This window comes from Enterobacter sp. C3_dUdeg (genome assembly GCF_057536195.1).
On the sequence record NZ_BAAKFX010000002.1, the window covers coordinates 61365 to 75854 of the forward strand.

14 protein-coding genes are annotated in these 14490 nt (G+C 55.6%); 13 read left to right on the plus strand and 1 reads right to left on the minus strand.

Annotation, left to right across the window (positions count from 1 at the left end):
- Window positions 1-26 precede the first annotated feature (26 nt).
- From AC27FC_RS07790 to rihA, 9 genes are all read left to right on the plus strand, one after another.
- The gene (locus AC27FC_RS07790) at window positions 27-1073 is read left to right on the plus strand and encodes a PhoH family protein (protein WP_008501053.1); all 1047 of its coding nucleotides are present in this window, start codon (window positions 27-29) and stop codon (window positions 1071-1073) included.
- Window positions 1070-1537 carry an rRNA maturation RNase YbeY gene (ybeY, locus tag AC27FC_RS07795; protein ID WP_008501052.1) on the plus strand — a complete coding sequence of 156 codons (468 nt, stop codon included), beginning with the start codon at window positions 1070-1072 and terminating at the stop codon, window positions 1535-1537. The genes AC27FC_RS07790 and ybeY overlap by 4 nt, the downstream gene beginning before the upstream one ends.
- Window positions 1538-1626: 89 nt before the next feature.
- Window positions 1627-2505, plus strand: coding sequence for a CNNM family magnesium/cobalt transport protein CorC (gene corC, locus AC27FC_RS07800; protein WP_021242574.1), 879 nt, complete (start codon window positions 1627-1629; stop codon window positions 2503-2505).
- 5 nt (window positions 2506-2510) lie between these two features.
- Window positions 2511-4049, plus strand: a complete 1539-nt coding sequence (lnt, locus tag AC27FC_RS07805; RefSeq protein WP_094934391.1) for an apolipoprotein N-acyltransferase — start codon at window positions 2511-2513, stop codon at window positions 4047-4049.
- A gap of 352 nt (window positions 4050-4401) precedes the next feature.
- Window positions 4402-5307 carry an amino acid ABC transporter substrate-binding protein gene (locus AC27FC_RS07810; protein WP_008501049.1) on the plus strand — a complete coding sequence of 302 codons (906 nt, stop codon included), beginning with the start codon at window positions 4402-4404 and terminating at the stop codon, window positions 5305-5307.
- Window positions 5308-5462: 155 nt separating this feature from the next.
- Complete coding sequence (locus AC27FC_RS07815; protein ID WP_023310756.1) at window positions 5463-6203, plus strand: amino acid ABC transporter permease; 741 nt, start codon at window positions 5463-5465, stop codon at window positions 6201-6203.
- Complete coding sequence (gene gltK, locus AC27FC_RS07820) at window positions 6203-6877, plus strand: glutamate/aspartate ABC transporter permease GltK (RefSeq protein ID WP_014883002.1); 675 nt, start codon at window positions 6203-6205, stop codon at window positions 6875-6877. Before AC27FC_RS07815 ends, gltK begins: the two co-directional genes overlap by 1 nt.
- Complete coding sequence (locus tag AC27FC_RS07825; RefSeq protein ID WP_014883001.1) at window positions 6877-7602, plus strand: amino acid ABC transporter ATP-binding protein; 726 nt, start codon at window positions 6877-6879, stop codon at window positions 7600-7602. The genes gltK and AC27FC_RS07825 overlap by 1 nt, the downstream gene beginning before the upstream one ends.
- Before the next feature lie 120 nt (window positions 7603-7722).
- Window positions 7723-8664 (plus strand): pyrimidine-specific ribonucleoside hydrolase RihA, encoded by a 942-nt coding sequence (rihA, locus tag AC27FC_RS07830; RefSeq protein ID WP_045887719.1) that lies wholly within the window; start codon window positions 7723-7725, stop codon window positions 8662-8664.
- A gap of 67 nt (window positions 8665-8731) precedes the next feature.
- Here rihA and AC27FC_RS07835 read toward each other — a convergent pair whose 3' ends face one another.
- Window positions 8732-9214 carry a zinc ribbon-containing protein gene (locus AC27FC_RS07835; protein WP_094934433.1) on the minus strand — a complete coding sequence of 161 codons (483 nt, stop codon included), beginning with the start codon at window positions 9212-9214 and terminating at the stop codon, window positions 8732-8734.
- A gap of 214 nt (window positions 9215-9428) precedes the next feature.
- On the opposite strand from AC27FC_RS07835, the gene leuS reads away from it, so the two are divergent.
- Genes leuS through nadD form a run of 4 tightly spaced genes read left to right on the plus strand, consistent with a single transcriptional unit; the run spans window position 9429 to window position 14284 of the window.
- Window positions 9429-12011 carry a leucine--tRNA ligase gene (leuS, locus tag AC27FC_RS07840; RefSeq protein ID WP_033144930.1) on the plus strand — a complete coding sequence of 861 codons (2583 nt, stop codon included), beginning with the start codon at window positions 9429-9431 and terminating at the stop codon, window positions 12009-12011.
- Window positions 12012-12025: 14 nt separating this feature from the next.
- On the plus strand, window positions 12026-12595 hold the full coding sequence (gene lptE / locus AC27FC_RS07845; protein WP_039261260.1) for an LPS assembly lipoprotein LptE: 570 nt from the start codon (window positions 12026-12028) through the stop codon (window positions 12593-12595).
- A complete protein-coding gene (gene holA, locus AC27FC_RS07850) occupies window positions 12595-13626 on the plus strand; it encodes a DNA polymerase III subunit delta (protein WP_058841809.1) in 1032 nt (343 codons plus the stop codon). The genes lptE and holA overlap by 1 nt, the downstream gene beginning before the upstream one ends.
- The gene (nadD, locus tag AC27FC_RS07855) at window positions 13619-14284 is read left to right on the plus strand and encodes a nicotinate-nucleotide adenylyltransferase (RefSeq protein ID WP_033144928.1); all 666 of its coding nucleotides are present in this window, start codon (window positions 13619-13621) and stop codon (window positions 14282-14284) included. Before holA ends, nadD begins: the two co-directional genes overlap by 8 nt.
- Window positions 14285-14490: the final 206 nt, after the last annotated feature.

The following is a 14490-nucleotide window of genomic DNA, read 5'->3' on the forward strand; positions in this document are numbered from 1 at the left end:
CAGTTAACCAATTAAAGAGGAACAGTTTGAATATAGATACGCGTGAAATTAGCCTTGAGCCAGCAGACAACGCTCGCCTGCTGAGCCTGTGCGGGCCGTTTGATGACAACATCAAACAACTGGAGCGACGTCTGGGTATCGAAATCAATCGTCGCGATAATCATTTCAAACTTACCGGACGCCCTATCTGCGTCAACGCCGCTGCGGACATTCTGCGTAGCCTGTATGTGGATACATCACCCATGCGCGGCGAAATTCAGGATATCGAACCGGAACAAATTCACCTCGCCATTAAAGAGGCGCGCGTGCTTGAGCAAAGCGCGGAAAGCGTGCCGGACTACGGCAAGGCCATTAACATCAAGACCAAACGTGGCGTTATTAAGCCGCGTACGCCAAACCAGGCGCAGTACATCGCCAATATCCTCGACCACGACATCACCTTCGGGGTGGGCCCTGCGGGTACGGGTAAAACCTATCTGGCCGTTGCCGCTGCGGTAGATGCGCTGGAACGCCAGGAGATCCGTCGTATTCTGCTGACCCGTCCGGCCGTTGAAGCGGGCGAAAAGCTGGGCTTCCTGCCGGGCGATCTGAGCCAGAAGGTCGACCCGTATCTGCGCCCGTTATACGATGCGCTGTTCGAGATGCTCGGCTTTGAGAAGGTTGAGAAGCTCATTGAGCGTAACGTTATCGAAGTGGCCCCGCTCGCCTACATGCGCGGTCGTACGCTGAACGATGCGTTCATCATTCTCGATGAGAGCCAGAACACCACCATCGAACAGATGAAGATGTTCCTGACGCGTATCGGCTTTAACTCGAAAGCGGTCATTACCGGTGACGTCACCCAGATCGACCTGCCGCGCAGCACCAAATCCGGCCTGCGCCACGCCATTGAGGTGCTGGCCGAGGTCGACGAAATCAGCTTTAACTTCTTCCACAGTGAAGACGTGGTACGCCACCCGGTGGTCGCGCGTATCGTTAACGCCTATGAAGCCTGGGAAGAGGCGGATCAGAAGCGTAAGGCCGAACTGGCCGCAGAACGTAAGCGCGAAGCGCAGGAGCAAGAACAGAAATGAGTCAGGTGATCCTCGATTTACAGCTGGCCTGTGAAGACAATTCCGGCATGCCAGATGAGGCACAGTTTCAGAAATGGCTGGATGCCGTTATTCCTCAGTTTCAGGAAGAATCAGAAGTCACGATTCGCCTGGTGGATGAAGCGGAAAGCCATGAGCTTAACCTGACCTATCGCGGGAAAGATAAGCCGACCAACGTGCTCTCATTCCCGTTCGAAGCGCCGCCGGGCATTGAGATGCCGCTGCTGGGCGATCTGATCATCTGCCGTCAGGTGGTTGAACAGGAAGCCAAAGAACAGCAAAAGCCGCTTGAGGCCCACTGGGCGCATATGGTGGTACACGGCAGCCTGCACCTGCTGGGCTACGATCACATTGAAGATGACGAAGCGGAAGAGATGGAGTCCCTCGAGACAGAGATAATGCTTGCTCTGGGCTATGAGGATCCGTACATTGCCGAGAAAGAATAGTCCGTCACCTGACGGACTCACATGCCGCCACGAAAGGATATCGCGTGGCGGTAAACGTTGAACTAACAAGAGAACCCTTAACAAACGCCATGAGCGACGACAATTCACACAGTAGCGACACGACAACCAGTAAAAAGGGATTTTTCTCCCTCATTCTGAACCAGCTTTTCCACGGCGAACCCAAAAACCGTGATGAACTGCTGGAGCTGATTCGTGATTCCGGGCAGAACGACCTTATCGACGAAGATACGCGCGAAATGCTCGAAGGGGTTATGGACATCGCCGACCAGCGCGTTCGCGATATCATGATCCCCCGCTCGCAGATGATCACCCTGAAACGTAACCAGACCCTGGACGAGTGCCTCGATGTGATCATCGAATCCGCCCACTCGCGTTTCCCGGTCATCAGCGAAGACAAAGATCACATCGAAGGGATTTTGATGGCCAAAGATCTGCTGCCGTTTATGCGCAGCGATGCCGAAGCCTTCAGCATGGAAAAAGTGTTACGCCAGGCCGTGGTTGTGCCGGAGAGTAAACGTGTGGATCGGATGCTGAAAGAGTTTCGCTCTCAGCGTTACCACATGGCGATTGTTATTGATGAGTTTGGTGGCGTTTCCGGTCTGGTCACGATCGAGGATATTCTTGAGCTGATCGTGGGCGAAATCGAAGACGAGTACGACGAAGAAGAAGATATCGACTTCCGGCAGCTTAGCCGCCACACCTGGACCGTGCGCGCGCTGGCCTCGATTGAGGACTTTAACGACGCCTTCGGTACCCACTTCAGCGATGAAGAGGTCGATACCATTGGCGGGCTGGTGATGCAGGCCTTTGGCCACCTCCCGGCGCGCGGTGAGACCGTTGACATCGACGGTTACCAGTTCAAAGTGGCAATGGCCGACAGCCGACGTATTATACAGGTTCACGTCAGAACGCCGGACGACTCACCGGTGCCAAAACTGGAAGATTAATGTAAATGGCATTTGCCCCACTGCTTGAACGCCAGCTCATCCGTTTGCTGCTGGCGCTGTTACTTGGAGCCAGCGGTACGCTGGCTTTTTCTCCTTACGATATCTGGCCCGCCGCCATTCTCTCCCTGATGGGGCTTCAGGGCCTGACCCTGAATCGTCGTCCGGTACAGGCTGCGGCTATCGGTTACTTCTGGGGACTGGGGCTGTTTGGCTCAGGCATCAACTGGGTCTATGTCAGCATCGCCCAATTTGGCGGTATGCCTGGCCCGGTTAACGTCTTCCTGGTGGTATTGCTCGCCGCGTATCTCTCGCTCTATACCGGTCTGTTCGCCGGCATCCTTTCTCGCCTGTGGCCAAAAACCACCTGGCTGCGCGTCGCCATTGCCGCGCCGGTGGTCTGGCAGATAACCGAGTTCCTGCGCGGCTGGGTGCTGACGGGCTTCCCGTGGCTGCAGTTCGGCTACAGCCAGATTGACGGCCCCCTGAAGGGCCTGGCACCGGTAATGGGCGTTGAGGCCATCAACTTCCTGCTGATGGTGGTCAGCGGCCTGCTGGTCCTGGCGCTGGTCCAGCGCTGCTGGAAACCGCTGGCTGTGGCACTGGTGCTGTTTGCCCTGCCCTTCCCGCTGCGCTATATCCAGTGGTTCACGCCCGAGCCAGAGCGCGCCATGCAGGTTTCCATGGTGCAGGGGAATATTCCGCAGTCTATGAAGTGGGATGAGAAAGAGCTGCTGAATACGCTGAAGATCTACGCCAACGCCACCGAAGAGGTGATGGGTAAATCCCAGCTGATTATCTGGCCGGAATCTGCGATCCCCGATCTGGAAATTAACCAGCAGCCGTTCCTCAACATGATGAACGACCTGCTGCTGGCGCGCGGCAGCACGCTGATCACTGGGATTGTCGATGCGCGTCTGAATCAGCAGAACCGCTACGACACCTACAACAGCATCATTACGCTCGGGAAAGATAGCGAGTACAGCTACCACTCCACTGACCGGTACAACAAGAACCACCTGGTGCCGTTTGGTGAATTTGTCCCGCTGGAGTCGATTCTGCGCCCGCTGGCCCCGTTCTTTGACCTGCCGATGTCCTCTTTCAGCCGCGGCCCGTACGTACAGCCTCAGCTGCACGCGCACGGCCTGGCCCTGACGGCGGCCATCTGCTACGAAATCATTCTCGGCGAGCAGGTACGCGATAACTTCCGCCCGGATACTGACTATCTGCTGACCATCTCCAACGACGCCTGGTTTGGTAAGTCAATCGGCCCGTGGCAGCACTTCCAGATGGCACGTATGCGCTCTCTGGAGCTGGCGCGTCCGCTGCTGCGCAGCACCAACAACGGCATCACCGCCGTGATTGGTCCGCAGGGCGAGATTCAGGCGATGATCCCGCAGTTTACTCGCGAGGTACTGACCACTAAAGTCACGCCAACCACCGGGCTGACGCCATACGCGCGCACCGGCAACTGGCCGCTGTGGATACTGACCGTGCTGTTCGGCTTTGGCGCGGTGCTGATGAGCCTGCGTCAGCGTCGGAAATAACCTTCCCTTCTGTTGCCGGGTGGCGTAGCCGCCACCCGACAATTTTCTCCAGAGTCCCATCCTGGCACGCCTATTGCTTTGTTTATTCAGGTAAACGCAGTTTGGCTTAACGTGCAACTTTGTCGCACCAGCGTAGATCATCGGTAGCACCGAAACGGTGCAACGGGAGATATTTGCCTCTGAATGGTGCGGCGCGCTTCGCAAAAATAAACAATAACGCAGCAAAATCTTTACATTAAGCCAGACTAAATGTTAACAAGCTTGCATAACACTGCACTCGCACTGCGCGAGATATAACAACATCACAATGGGTATCAATGCGTCGCTGGCGCTGATAAAAAAGGAGTTGGGTATGCAATTACGTAAACTGGCCACAGCAATGCTGGTTATGGGAATGTCTGCAGGCGTGGTTCACGCTGAAGATGCTCCGGCAGCAGGCAGCACTCTCGACAAGATTGCCAAAAACGGCGTCATCGTGGTCGGCCACCGTGAATCTTCAGTCCCGTTCTCTTACTACGACAACACGCAAAAAGTCGTGGGCTATTCACAGGATTACTCCAACGCCATCGTTGAAGCTGTGAAGAAAAAGCTGAACAAACCTGACCTGCAGGTGAAGCTGATCCCAATCACTTCACAGAACCGTATTCCACTGCTACAAAACGGCACCTTTGACTTCGAGTGTGGCTCCACCACCAACAACCTCGAGCGTCAGAAACAGGCTGCCTTCTCTGACACCATCTTTGTCGTGGGCACCCGTCTGCTGACGAAGAAAGGCGGTGAGATCAAAGACTTCGCTGATCTGAAAGGCAAAGCGGTTGTTGTGACCTCCGGTACCACGTCAGAAGTGCTGCTGCACAAGCTGAACGACGAGAAGAAAATGGATATGCGCATCATCAGCGCGAAAGACCATGGCGACTCCTTCCGTACCCTGGAAAGCGGTCGTGCCGTTGCGTTTATGATGGATGACGCCCTGCTGGCGGGCGAACGTGCGAAAGCGAAGAAACCAGACAACTGGGATATCGTCGGTACCGCGCAGTCCAAAGAAGCCTACGGCTGTATGCTGCGTAAAGACGATCCGCAGTTCAAAAAGCTGATCGATGACACCATCGCTCAGGTGCAGACCTCCGGCGAAGCGGAAAAATGGTTCGACAAATGGTTCAAGAACCCGATTCCACCAAAAAACCTGAACATGAATTTTGAACTGTCTGACGACATGAAGGCGCTGTTCAAATCTCCAAATGACAAGGCTCTTAACTAATTAGAACAACAGGGGCGGGATCTCCTGCCCTCTCGATTGTCGGGAAGCATGGACAGACTATACGTTGAGTGGTCGTTCCCCACTCAGCGCGAAAAATGAGCTTCTCACCAATCTTCGAGGGTAGCGCTGCTACCCTTTTTTTTCTGGAGTTTATTATGTCAATAGACTGGAACTGGGGCATATTCCTGCAACAAGCCCCGTTCGGCAACACCACCTATCTTGGCTGGCTGTGGAGCGGCTTTCAGGTCACCGTGGCACTATCGATAACGGCGTGGATTATCGCGTTTCTTGTCGGTTCTCTGTTCGGTATTCTGCGCACCGTCCCTAACCGTTTTCTTTCAACGCTTGGCACCCTGTATGTGGAACTGTTCCGTAACGTTCCGCTGATCGTGCAATTCTTTACCTGGTATCTGGTCATCCCGGAACTGCTGCCGGAAAATATTGGCATGTGGTTCAAGTCGGAGCTGGATCCGAACGTGCAGTTCTTTGTCTCCTCCATGATGTGTCTGGGGCTGTTTACCGCTGCGCGCGTTTGCGAGCAGGTGCGTGCCGCCATTCAGTCATTGCCGCGCGGACAAAAAAACGCGGGCCTGGCAATGGGCCTGACGCTGCCCCAAACCTACCGCTACGTGCTGCTGCCTAACGCCTACCGCGTTATCGTTCCACCGATGACCTCCGAGATGATGAACCTGGTGAAAAACTCGGCCATCGCCTCGACTATCGGCCTGGTCGACATGGCCGCGCAGGCGGGCAAGCTGCTGGATTATTCCGCTCACGCGTGGGAATCCTTCACCGCGATCACGCTCGCGTATGTTCTGATTAACGCTTTCATCATGCTGGTGATGAACCTGGTTGAACGCAAAATCCGCCTGCCGGGTAATCTGGGGGGCAAATAATGTACGAATTTGACTGGAGTTCTATCGTTCCATCCATGCCTTACCTGCTTGATGGCCTGGTGATTACCTTAAAAATCACCGTTATTGCCATCATCATTGGTATCGTCTGGGGCACCCTGCTGGCCGTCATGCGCCTGTCGAGCTTTAAGCCGCTCGCCTGGTTTGCGACCGCCTACGTTAACGTGTTCCGCTCCATCCCGCTGGTGATGGTGCTGCTGTGGTTTTACCTGATTGTGCCCGGCTTCCTGCAGAACGTGTTGGGGCTGTCGCCGAAAACCGATATCCGTCTGATCTCCGCCATGGTGGCGTTCTCAATGTTCGAGGCCGCTTACTACTCGGAGATTATCCGAGCGGGCATTCAGAGTATCTCCCGCGGGCAATCCAGCGCCGCGCTGGCGCTGGGAATGACGCACTGGCAGTCCATGCAGCTCATTATTCTGCCGCAGGCGTTTCGCGCCATGGTTCCGCTCCTGCTGACCCAGGGCATCGTGCTGTTCCAGGATACCTCGCTGGTCTACGTTCTGAGTCTGGCAGACTTCTTCCGTACCGCGTCAACCATCGGTGAACGTGATGGTACGCAGGTCGAGATGGTGCTCTTTGCGGGTGCGGTCTATTTTGTGATTAGTTTAAGCGCGTCGCTGTTGGTCAGCTGGCTGAAGAAAAGGACGGTATAATGATTTCCCTGAAAAATGTTTCTAAATGGTATGGGCACTTTCAGGTGCTGACCGACTGCTCCACCGAAGTCAAAAAAGGCGACGTAGTGGTGGTATGCGGGCCGTCCGGCTCCGGTAAATCGACGCTGATTAAAACCGTCAACGGACTGGAGCCGGTGCAGCAGGGTGAGATCGTTGTCAACGGCACCAAAGTCAACGATAAGAAAACCAACCTCGCCCAGCTTCGCTCTCACGTTGGCATGGTGTTCCAGCATTTTGAGCTGTTCCCTCACCTCTCCATTATTGAGAACCTGACGCTGGCGCAGGTAAAAGTGCTTAAGCGTGATAAAAAAGCGTCGCGCGAGAAAGGTCTGAAGCTCCTGGAACGCGTTGGGCTTTCGGCGCATGCCGATAAGTTCCCGGCACAGCTTTCTGGCGGCCAACAGCAGCGTGTGGCGATCGCCCGCGCGCTGTGCATGGATCCGGTGGCAATGCTGTTTGATGAGCCAACGTCGGCGCTCGATCCAGAGATGATCAATGAAGTGCTGGACGTAATGGTCGAGCTGGCGCACGAAGGGATGACCATGATGGTGGTGACCCACGAAATGGGCTTTGCCCGTAAAGTGGCCAACCGCGTAATCTTTATGGACGAAGGGAAAATTGTCGAAGACTCACCGAAAGAAGAGTTCTTCGCTAACCCGAAATCAGAGCGTGCGAAAGATTTCCTCGCGAAAATCCTGCACTAACCTTCCCGGTGCGCAATCTGCGGATTGCGCACTGCTTCACGCTTTCACTCAGTTCCTCTCGTCGGCGTCACATTGCAGCGTTAACCTTGTCACAAAATAACGCTACGTATGGAGAACGCTATGGCACAGCCTATTATTCTCGACTGCGATCCGGGTCATGACGACGCGATCGCGCTCGTCCTCGCTCTTGCCTCCCCTGAACTCGAGGTAAAAGCCGTCACCTCGTCCGCCGGAAACCAGACGCCGGACAAAACCCTGCGCAACGTGCTGCGCATGCTCACGCTGCTCAAACGCACCGACATTCCTGTCGCCGGCGGGGCCGTGAAGCCGCTGATGCGCGAGCTGATTATTGCCGACAACGTTCATGGTGAAAGCGGGCTGGACGGTCCGGCACTGCCGGAGCCGGGTTTCACGCCGCAAAACTGTACCGCCGTGGAGCTGATGGCGAAGGTTCTACGTGAGAGTGCAGAACCGGTAACGCTGGTGGCAACCGGACCGCAAACCAACGTTGCGCTGCTGCTGAACAGCCATCCTGAGCTGCATAATAAAATTGCCCGAATTGTGATTATGGGCGGGGCCATGGGGCTGGGGAACTGGACGCCTGCGGCGGAGTTCAACATCTTTGTCGACCCGGAAGCCGCGGAAATCGTCTTCCAGTCCGGCTTACCAATTGTAATGGCGGGACTGGACGTTACCCACCGCGCGCAGATTATGGCGGACGATATTGAGCGATTCCGCTCCGTGGGTAATACGGTCGCGACAACCGTGGCCGAGCTGCTCGACTTCTTTATGGAGTATCACAAAGCCGAGAAGTGGGGATTCCACGGCGCGCCGCTGCATGACCCGTGCACCATTGCCTGGCTACTGAAGCCGGAGATGTTCACCACGGTGGACAGATGGGTTGGTGTTGAGACGCAGGGAAAATACACCCAGGGAATGACGGTGGTGGATTACTACTCGCTGACGGGGAATAAACCGAATACCACGGTGATGGTGGACATCGACCGCGAGGCGTTTGTGGATTTGCTGGCGGAGAGACTTGCTTACTATAGTGCGGCCTGATGCACTCCCCCACGGGGAGAAGGAGCAGACACTAAAAACGGCAACGTGGTTGCCGTTTTGCTTTTATTTATGGCTCAAACGGCCGACGCTGGAACTGATCGTGGCCGCATTTCGGACACAGCGGCAGGACATCCGGCGTATATACCGCAATATGATGGTGGCAATTCTCACATACCAGATTTCCCAAGCCGACCACCTCACCACTGTGATACACACCGTGATGGTTCAAATCCTGAAAGACCTCGCGCCACTCCAGCTGCGTTATATCCGTGATGTCGGCCAGCTCTTGCCACAGGCTCTCTTTAATCACCCGCATAAAAACGCTGTCCGTGACCTCCTCCTGGCTCTCCTGGTAGCTGCGCGCGAACTCTTCCAGATCGCGACGCACGGCGCGCGTCACCTCTTCCACTTCGGTTCGCGTTAACTCACCCGTTTGCGTCACGCGGGCACGCGCCTGCTCCACCAGCGCGTCGATATCTCGCTCGCCGTTACGCAGCCGTTCCGTCAGTGTCGCCACCAGTTCGCGGTAAAATTGAGCAACCTTGTTCATCATTTTGCCTCCCGGGTAAGTAACTATTTCTAATAATAGACCTTATTTCATCGCCGCTTTGTCAGGTGAAGCACAGACCCGGTAAATTCCTGCAAAGCGCATTTGTGCGAAAGGCTGTTTTGACGCGGGCGTTTGGGCTATGCTATGCGGATCTGAATTACCACATCCATTGGCTACATTTGTAGCTGTATTGAAAACAGGACCACTGGCTGCCATGCAAGAGCAATACCGCCCGGAAGAGATAGAATCAAAAGTCCAGCAACACTGGGACGAGAAGCGCACCTTTGAAGTAACCGAAGACGAGAGCAAAGAGAAGTATTACTGCCTGTCGATGCTTCCCTATCCTTCTGGTCGACTACACATGGGCCATGTGCGTAACTACACCATCGGCGATGTGATTGCACGCTACCAGCGCATGCTGGGTAAAAACGTTCTGCAGCCTATCGGCTGGGATGCGTTCGGTCTGCCTGCGGAAGGCGCGGCGGTCAAAAACAACACCGCACCGGCGCCGTGGACGTACGACAATATCGCGTACATGAAAAACCAGCTCAAGATGCTGGGCTTTGGCTATGACTGGAGCCGCGAGCTGGCAACCTGTACCCCGGAATACTATCGCTGGGAGCAGAAGTTCTTCACCGAGCTGTATAAAAAAGGCCTGGTGTATAAGAAAACCTCTGCCGTTAACTGGTGTCCGAATGACCAGACCGTTCTCGCAAACGAACAGGTTATCGACGGCTGCTGCTGGCGCTGCGACACCAAAGTTGAGCGTAAAGAGATCCCACAGTGGTTTATCAAAATCACCGCTTACGCTGATGAGCTGCTGAACGATCTGGATAACCTCGACCACTGGCCAGATACCGTTAAGACCATGCAGCGCAACTGGATCGGCCGTTCTGAAGGCGTGGAGATTACCTTCAACGTTGAGAACTATGACCAGACCCTGACTGTCTACACCACCCGCCCGGACACCTTCATGGGCGCGACCTACCTGGCCGTAGCCGCAGGTCACCCGCTGGCGCAGAAAGCGGCAGAGAACAACCCGGAGCTGGCCACCTTCATCGACGAGTGCCGCAACACCAAAGTGGCCGAAGCCGACATGGCGACGATGGAGAAAAAAGGCGTCGCGACAGGCTTCTATGCGAAGCATCCGCTGACTGGCGAAGCGATCCCTGTCTGGGCAGCGAACTTCGTGCTGATGGAGTACGGTACAGGCGCGGTAATGGCCGTTCCGGGCCACGATCAGCGCGACTACGAGTTTGCCACCAAATACAGCCTGCCGATTAAAGCCGTTATTCTGGCCGCCGATGGTTCTGAACCCGACCTGTCCGAACAAGCGCTGACCGAAAAAGGCACCCTGTTCAACTCTGGTGAATTCAGCGGCCTGAGCTTCGAAGAGGGCTTCAACGCCATCGCCGATAAGCTGGCCTCTCTGGGCGTGGGCGAGCGTAAAGTTAACTTCCGTCTGCGCGACTGGGGCGTGTCCCGTCAGCGTTACTGGGGCGCGCCAATCCCAATGGTGACGCTGGAAGATGGCACCGTGATGCCAACGCCGGAAGATCAGCTCCCGGTGATCCTGCCGGAAGACGTGGTCATGGACGGTATCACCAGCCCGATCAAAGCCGATCCTGAGTGGGCAAAAACCACCGTCAACGGTCAGCCTGCGCTGCGTGAAACCGACACCTTTGACACCTTTATGGAGTCATCCTGGTACTATGCGCGCTACACCTGCCCGCAGTATCAGGACGGTATGCTCGATTCCGATGCGGCAAACTACTGGCTGCCGGTTGATATCTATATCGGCGGCATCGAACACGCCATCATGCACCTGCTCTACTTCCGCTTCTTCCACAAACTGATGCGCGATGCAGGCATGGTGAACTCTGACGAACCAGCAAAACAGCTGCTGTGTCAGGGCATGGTACTGGCAGATGCGTTCTATTACGTCGGTGCTAACGGCGAGCGTAACTGGGTTTCTCCGGTTGATGCGATCGTCGAGCGCGACGAGAAAGGCCGTATCGTTAAGGCGAAAGACGCCGAAGGTCATGAACTGGTCTATACCGGCATGAGCAAGATGTCTAAGTCGAAAAACAACGGCATCGATCCGCAGGTAATGGTTGAGCGTTACGGTGCGGACACCGTGCGTCTGTTCATGATGTTTGCCTCTCCGGCCGACATGACCCTGGAATGGCAGGAGTCTGGCGTGGAAGGGGCGAACCGCTTCCTGAAACGCGTCTGGAAACTGGTTTACGAACACACTGCACTGGGCGATGCCCCGGCGCTGAACGCCGCCGCACTGACTGAAGATCAGCAGGCGCTGCGTCGCGATGTTCATAAAACGATTGCGAAAGTGACCGATGATATTGGTCGTCGTCAGACCTTCAATACCGCAATTGCGGCTATTATGGAACTGATGAACAAGCTGGCGAAGGCTCCGCAGGACGGCGAGCAGGATCGTGCCTTAATGCGTGAAGCGCTGCTGGCCGTCGTTCGCATGCTGAACCCGTTCACTCCGCACGTCAGCTTCACCCTGTGGCAGGAGCTGAAAGGCGAAGGCGATATTGACAACGCGCCGTGGCCGCAGGCTGACGAAGCCGCGATGGTGGAAAACACGACGCTGGTTGTGGTCCAGGTAAACGGCAAAGTCCGCGGTAAAATTACCGTGGCGGTCGATGCAACCGAAGAACAGGTTCGCGAGCGCGCGGGCCAGGAACCTCTGGTCGCAAAATATCTTGAGGGCGTTACCGTACGTAAAGTGATCTACGTACCGGGTAAACTGCTCAATCTGGTCGTTGGCTAAGCGCGGGAGGAAACGTGCGACAACTGGCAACAATACTCTTATCACTGGCGGTGCTTGTCACCGCTGGCTGTGGCTGGCACCTGCGCAATACCACGGCAGTGCCTGCTGAGATGAAAACGATGATTTTCGACTCATCGGATCCGAATGGTCCACTCAGCCGGGCAGTTCGTAATCAGCTGCGTCTGAACGGCGTTGAGCTTGTTGAGAAACAAACGCTGCGCCAGGATGTACCGTCTCTGCGTATCATCGGAGGAGGTCTGTCGAGAGATACGGCCTCTATCTTCCAGGACGGTCGTACAGCTGAATATCAGATGGTGCTGACGGTCAACGCAGCGGTCCTGATCCCGGGTAAAGACATCTATCCGATCAGCACGAAAGTGTTCCGTTCGTTCTTCGATAACCCGCAGACGGCATTGGCAAAAGATGCCGAACAGCAGATTATCATCAACGAAATGTACGACAAGGCGGCGGAACAGCTGATCCGTAAACTGCCAGGTATTGCAGCGTCTACCCGACAAGGCTCTGACATTGTTGAAAAACCAGTTGCCGGCACGCTTCCTGCTGCTAACTCTCTGGGTAAATGATGATCAGGCTGTATCCTGAACAACTCCGCGCGCAGCTCAAAGAAGGGCTGCGCGCGGCGTATCTGCTTCTTGGAAACGATCCGTTATTGCTTCAGGAAAGCCTGGATGCCGTGCGGCATGAAGCCGCCTCTCAGGGCTTCGATGAACACCACACTGTCCAGTTGGATAACAGCACCGACTGGAATGCCCTCTTCTCACTCTGTCAGGCGATGAGCCTTTTTGCGTCGCGCCAGACTATTCAGATCCTGCTGCCGGAAAACGGCCCTAACGCGGCCATCAATGAACAGCTGGCCACGCTGGTCAGCCTGCTTCACAGCGATCTGCTGCTGATTGTGCGCGGCAACAAGCTCACCAAAGCGCAGGAAAATGCGGCGTGGTTCACCCAACTCGCAGCCCACGCGGTGCAGGTCACCTGTCAGACACCTGAACAGGCGCATCTGCCCAAATGGGTGGCAGCGAGAGCGAAGCAGAACAACCTTCAGCTGGATGATGCGGCGAACCAACTGCTCTGCTACTGCTATGAAGGTAACCTGCTGGCCCTGGCGCAGGCGCTGGACAGACTCTCCCTGCTCTGGCCGGATGGCAAGCTGACCTTACCGCGCGTCGAGCAGGCTGTTAACGACGCGGCGCACTTCACGCCGTTCCACTGGGTGGACGCGCTGCTGTCGGCGAAAAGCAAACGCGCCCTGCATATTTTGCAACAGCTGCGTCTCGAAGGGAGCGAACCGGTTATTCTGCTGCGTACGCTGCAGCGCGAATTATTGCTGCTGATTACGCTCAAGCGTCAGTCGGCCCATACGCCGCTGCGTTCGCTGTTTGATAAACACCGCGTGTGGCAAAATCGCCGGGCTTTGATCACCGAGGCCGTCAACCGCCTGAGTCATGAACAGCTTCGTCAGGCAGTGCAGCTTCTGATGCGCGCTGAGCTCACGTTAAAGCAAGATTATGGCCAGTCGGTCTGGGCGGAGCTGGAAAGTCTTTCTCTCCTGCTCTGCCACAAGGCGCTGGCAGACGTTTTTATTGATGGATAGCATGCATTCTTTACAGGCCTTATATGGCGGCACCTTCGACCCGGTACATTACGGGCACCTGAAGCCAGTTGAAATTCTGGCAAATCTGATCGGCCTTCAGCGCGTCACCATCATGCCCAACAATGTCCCGCCCCATCGTCCACAACCCGAGGCGACCAGCGAGCAGCGAAAAGAGATGCTTGCCCTTGCCATCGCAGATAAACCGCTATTCCGACTTGACGAGCGTGAGCTGCGTCGCGACACGCCCTCCTGGACGTCTCAGACGCTTCAGGAGTGGCGCGCCGAACAAGGGCCAGACCAGCCGCTTGCCTTTATCATCGGCCAGGATTCTCTGCTGAATTTCCCTACGTGGCATCAGTATGAAACCATCCTGGAGAACAGCCACCTGCTCGTCTGCCGCCGTCCCGGCTATCCGCTGACCATGCGCGAAGAGCAGTACCAGCAGTGGCTGGAAGACCACCTCACCGATAATGTTGAAGATCTTCACAACCAGCCTGCCGGGAAGATCTATCTGGCGGAAACGCCGTGGTTTGATATCTCTGCAACCCTCATTCGCGAGCGTTTACAGCAGGGTTTAGCGTGTGACGATCTGCTGCCATCTCCGGTGCTGGCCTATATCCATGCGCACGGTTTGTATCAGAAAAGCGCAGATGAATAGCCGGAGAGCATAAAAAGCGGCTTATTGTTTATCCCGCCTTGACAGGGTAAGCCATACTGTTATTCTCCGCTGCCAGACTTTCCCGCCGATCATTGCTTTACAGAAATTGTTTTACAAAAATGGCAATGCAATCTCAGGCGGAGGGTGGGATGATACCCGCCTTCAAAAGCCCGGCCGGAGACATTTGTCCCGACGCAGGCGTGAGT

What these genes read in the sequence shown, in the direction of transcription:
- ybeY (WP_008501052.1), top strand. Translation starts at nt 1,070, where the DNA reads ATGAGTCAGGTGATCCTCGATTTACAGCTGGCCTGTGAAGACAATTCC.
- AC27FC_RS07815 (WP_023310756.1), top strand. Translation starts at nt 5,463, where the DNA reads ATGTCAATAGACTGGAACTGGGGCATATTCCTGCAACAAGCCCCGTTC.
- holA (WP_058841809.1), top strand. Translation starts at nt 12,595, where the DNA reads ATGATCAGGCTGTATCCTGAACAACTCCGCGCGCAGCTCAAAGAAGGG.
- AC27FC_RS07835 (WP_094934433.1), bottom strand. Translation starts at nt 9,214, where the DNA reads ATGAACAAGGTTGCTCAATTTTACCGCGAACTGGTGGCGACACTGACG.
- leuS (WP_033144930.1), top strand. Translation starts at nt 9,429, where the DNA reads ATGCAAGAGCAATACCGCCCGGAAGAGATAGAATCAAAAGTCCAGCAA.
- gltK (WP_014883002.1), top strand. Translation starts at nt 6,203, where the DNA reads ATGTACGAATTTGACTGGAGTTCTATCGTTCCATCCATGCCTTACCTG.
- lnt (WP_094934391.1), top strand. Translation starts at nt 2,511, where the DNA reads ATGGCATTTGCCCCACTGCTTGAACGCCAGCTCATCCGTTTGCTGCTG.
- AC27FC_RS07810 (WP_008501049.1), top strand. Translation starts at nt 4,402, where the DNA reads ATGCAATTACGTAAACTGGCCACAGCAATGCTGGTTATGGGAATGTCT.
- corC (WP_021242574.1), top strand. Translation starts at nt 1,627, where the DNA reads ATGAGCGACGACAATTCACACAGTAGCGACACGACAACCAGTAAAAAG.
- nadD (WP_033144928.1), top strand. Translation starts at nt 13,619, where the DNA reads ATGGATAGCATGCATTCTTTACAGGCCTTATATGGCGGCACCTTCGAC.
- rihA (WP_045887719.1), top strand. Translation starts at nt 7,723, where the DNA reads ATGGCACAGCCTATTATTCTCGACTGCGATCCGGGTCATGACGACGCG.
- AC27FC_RS07825 (WP_014883001.1), top strand. Translation starts at nt 6,877, where the DNA reads ATGATTTCCCTGAAAAATGTTTCTAAATGGTATGGGCACTTTCAGGTG.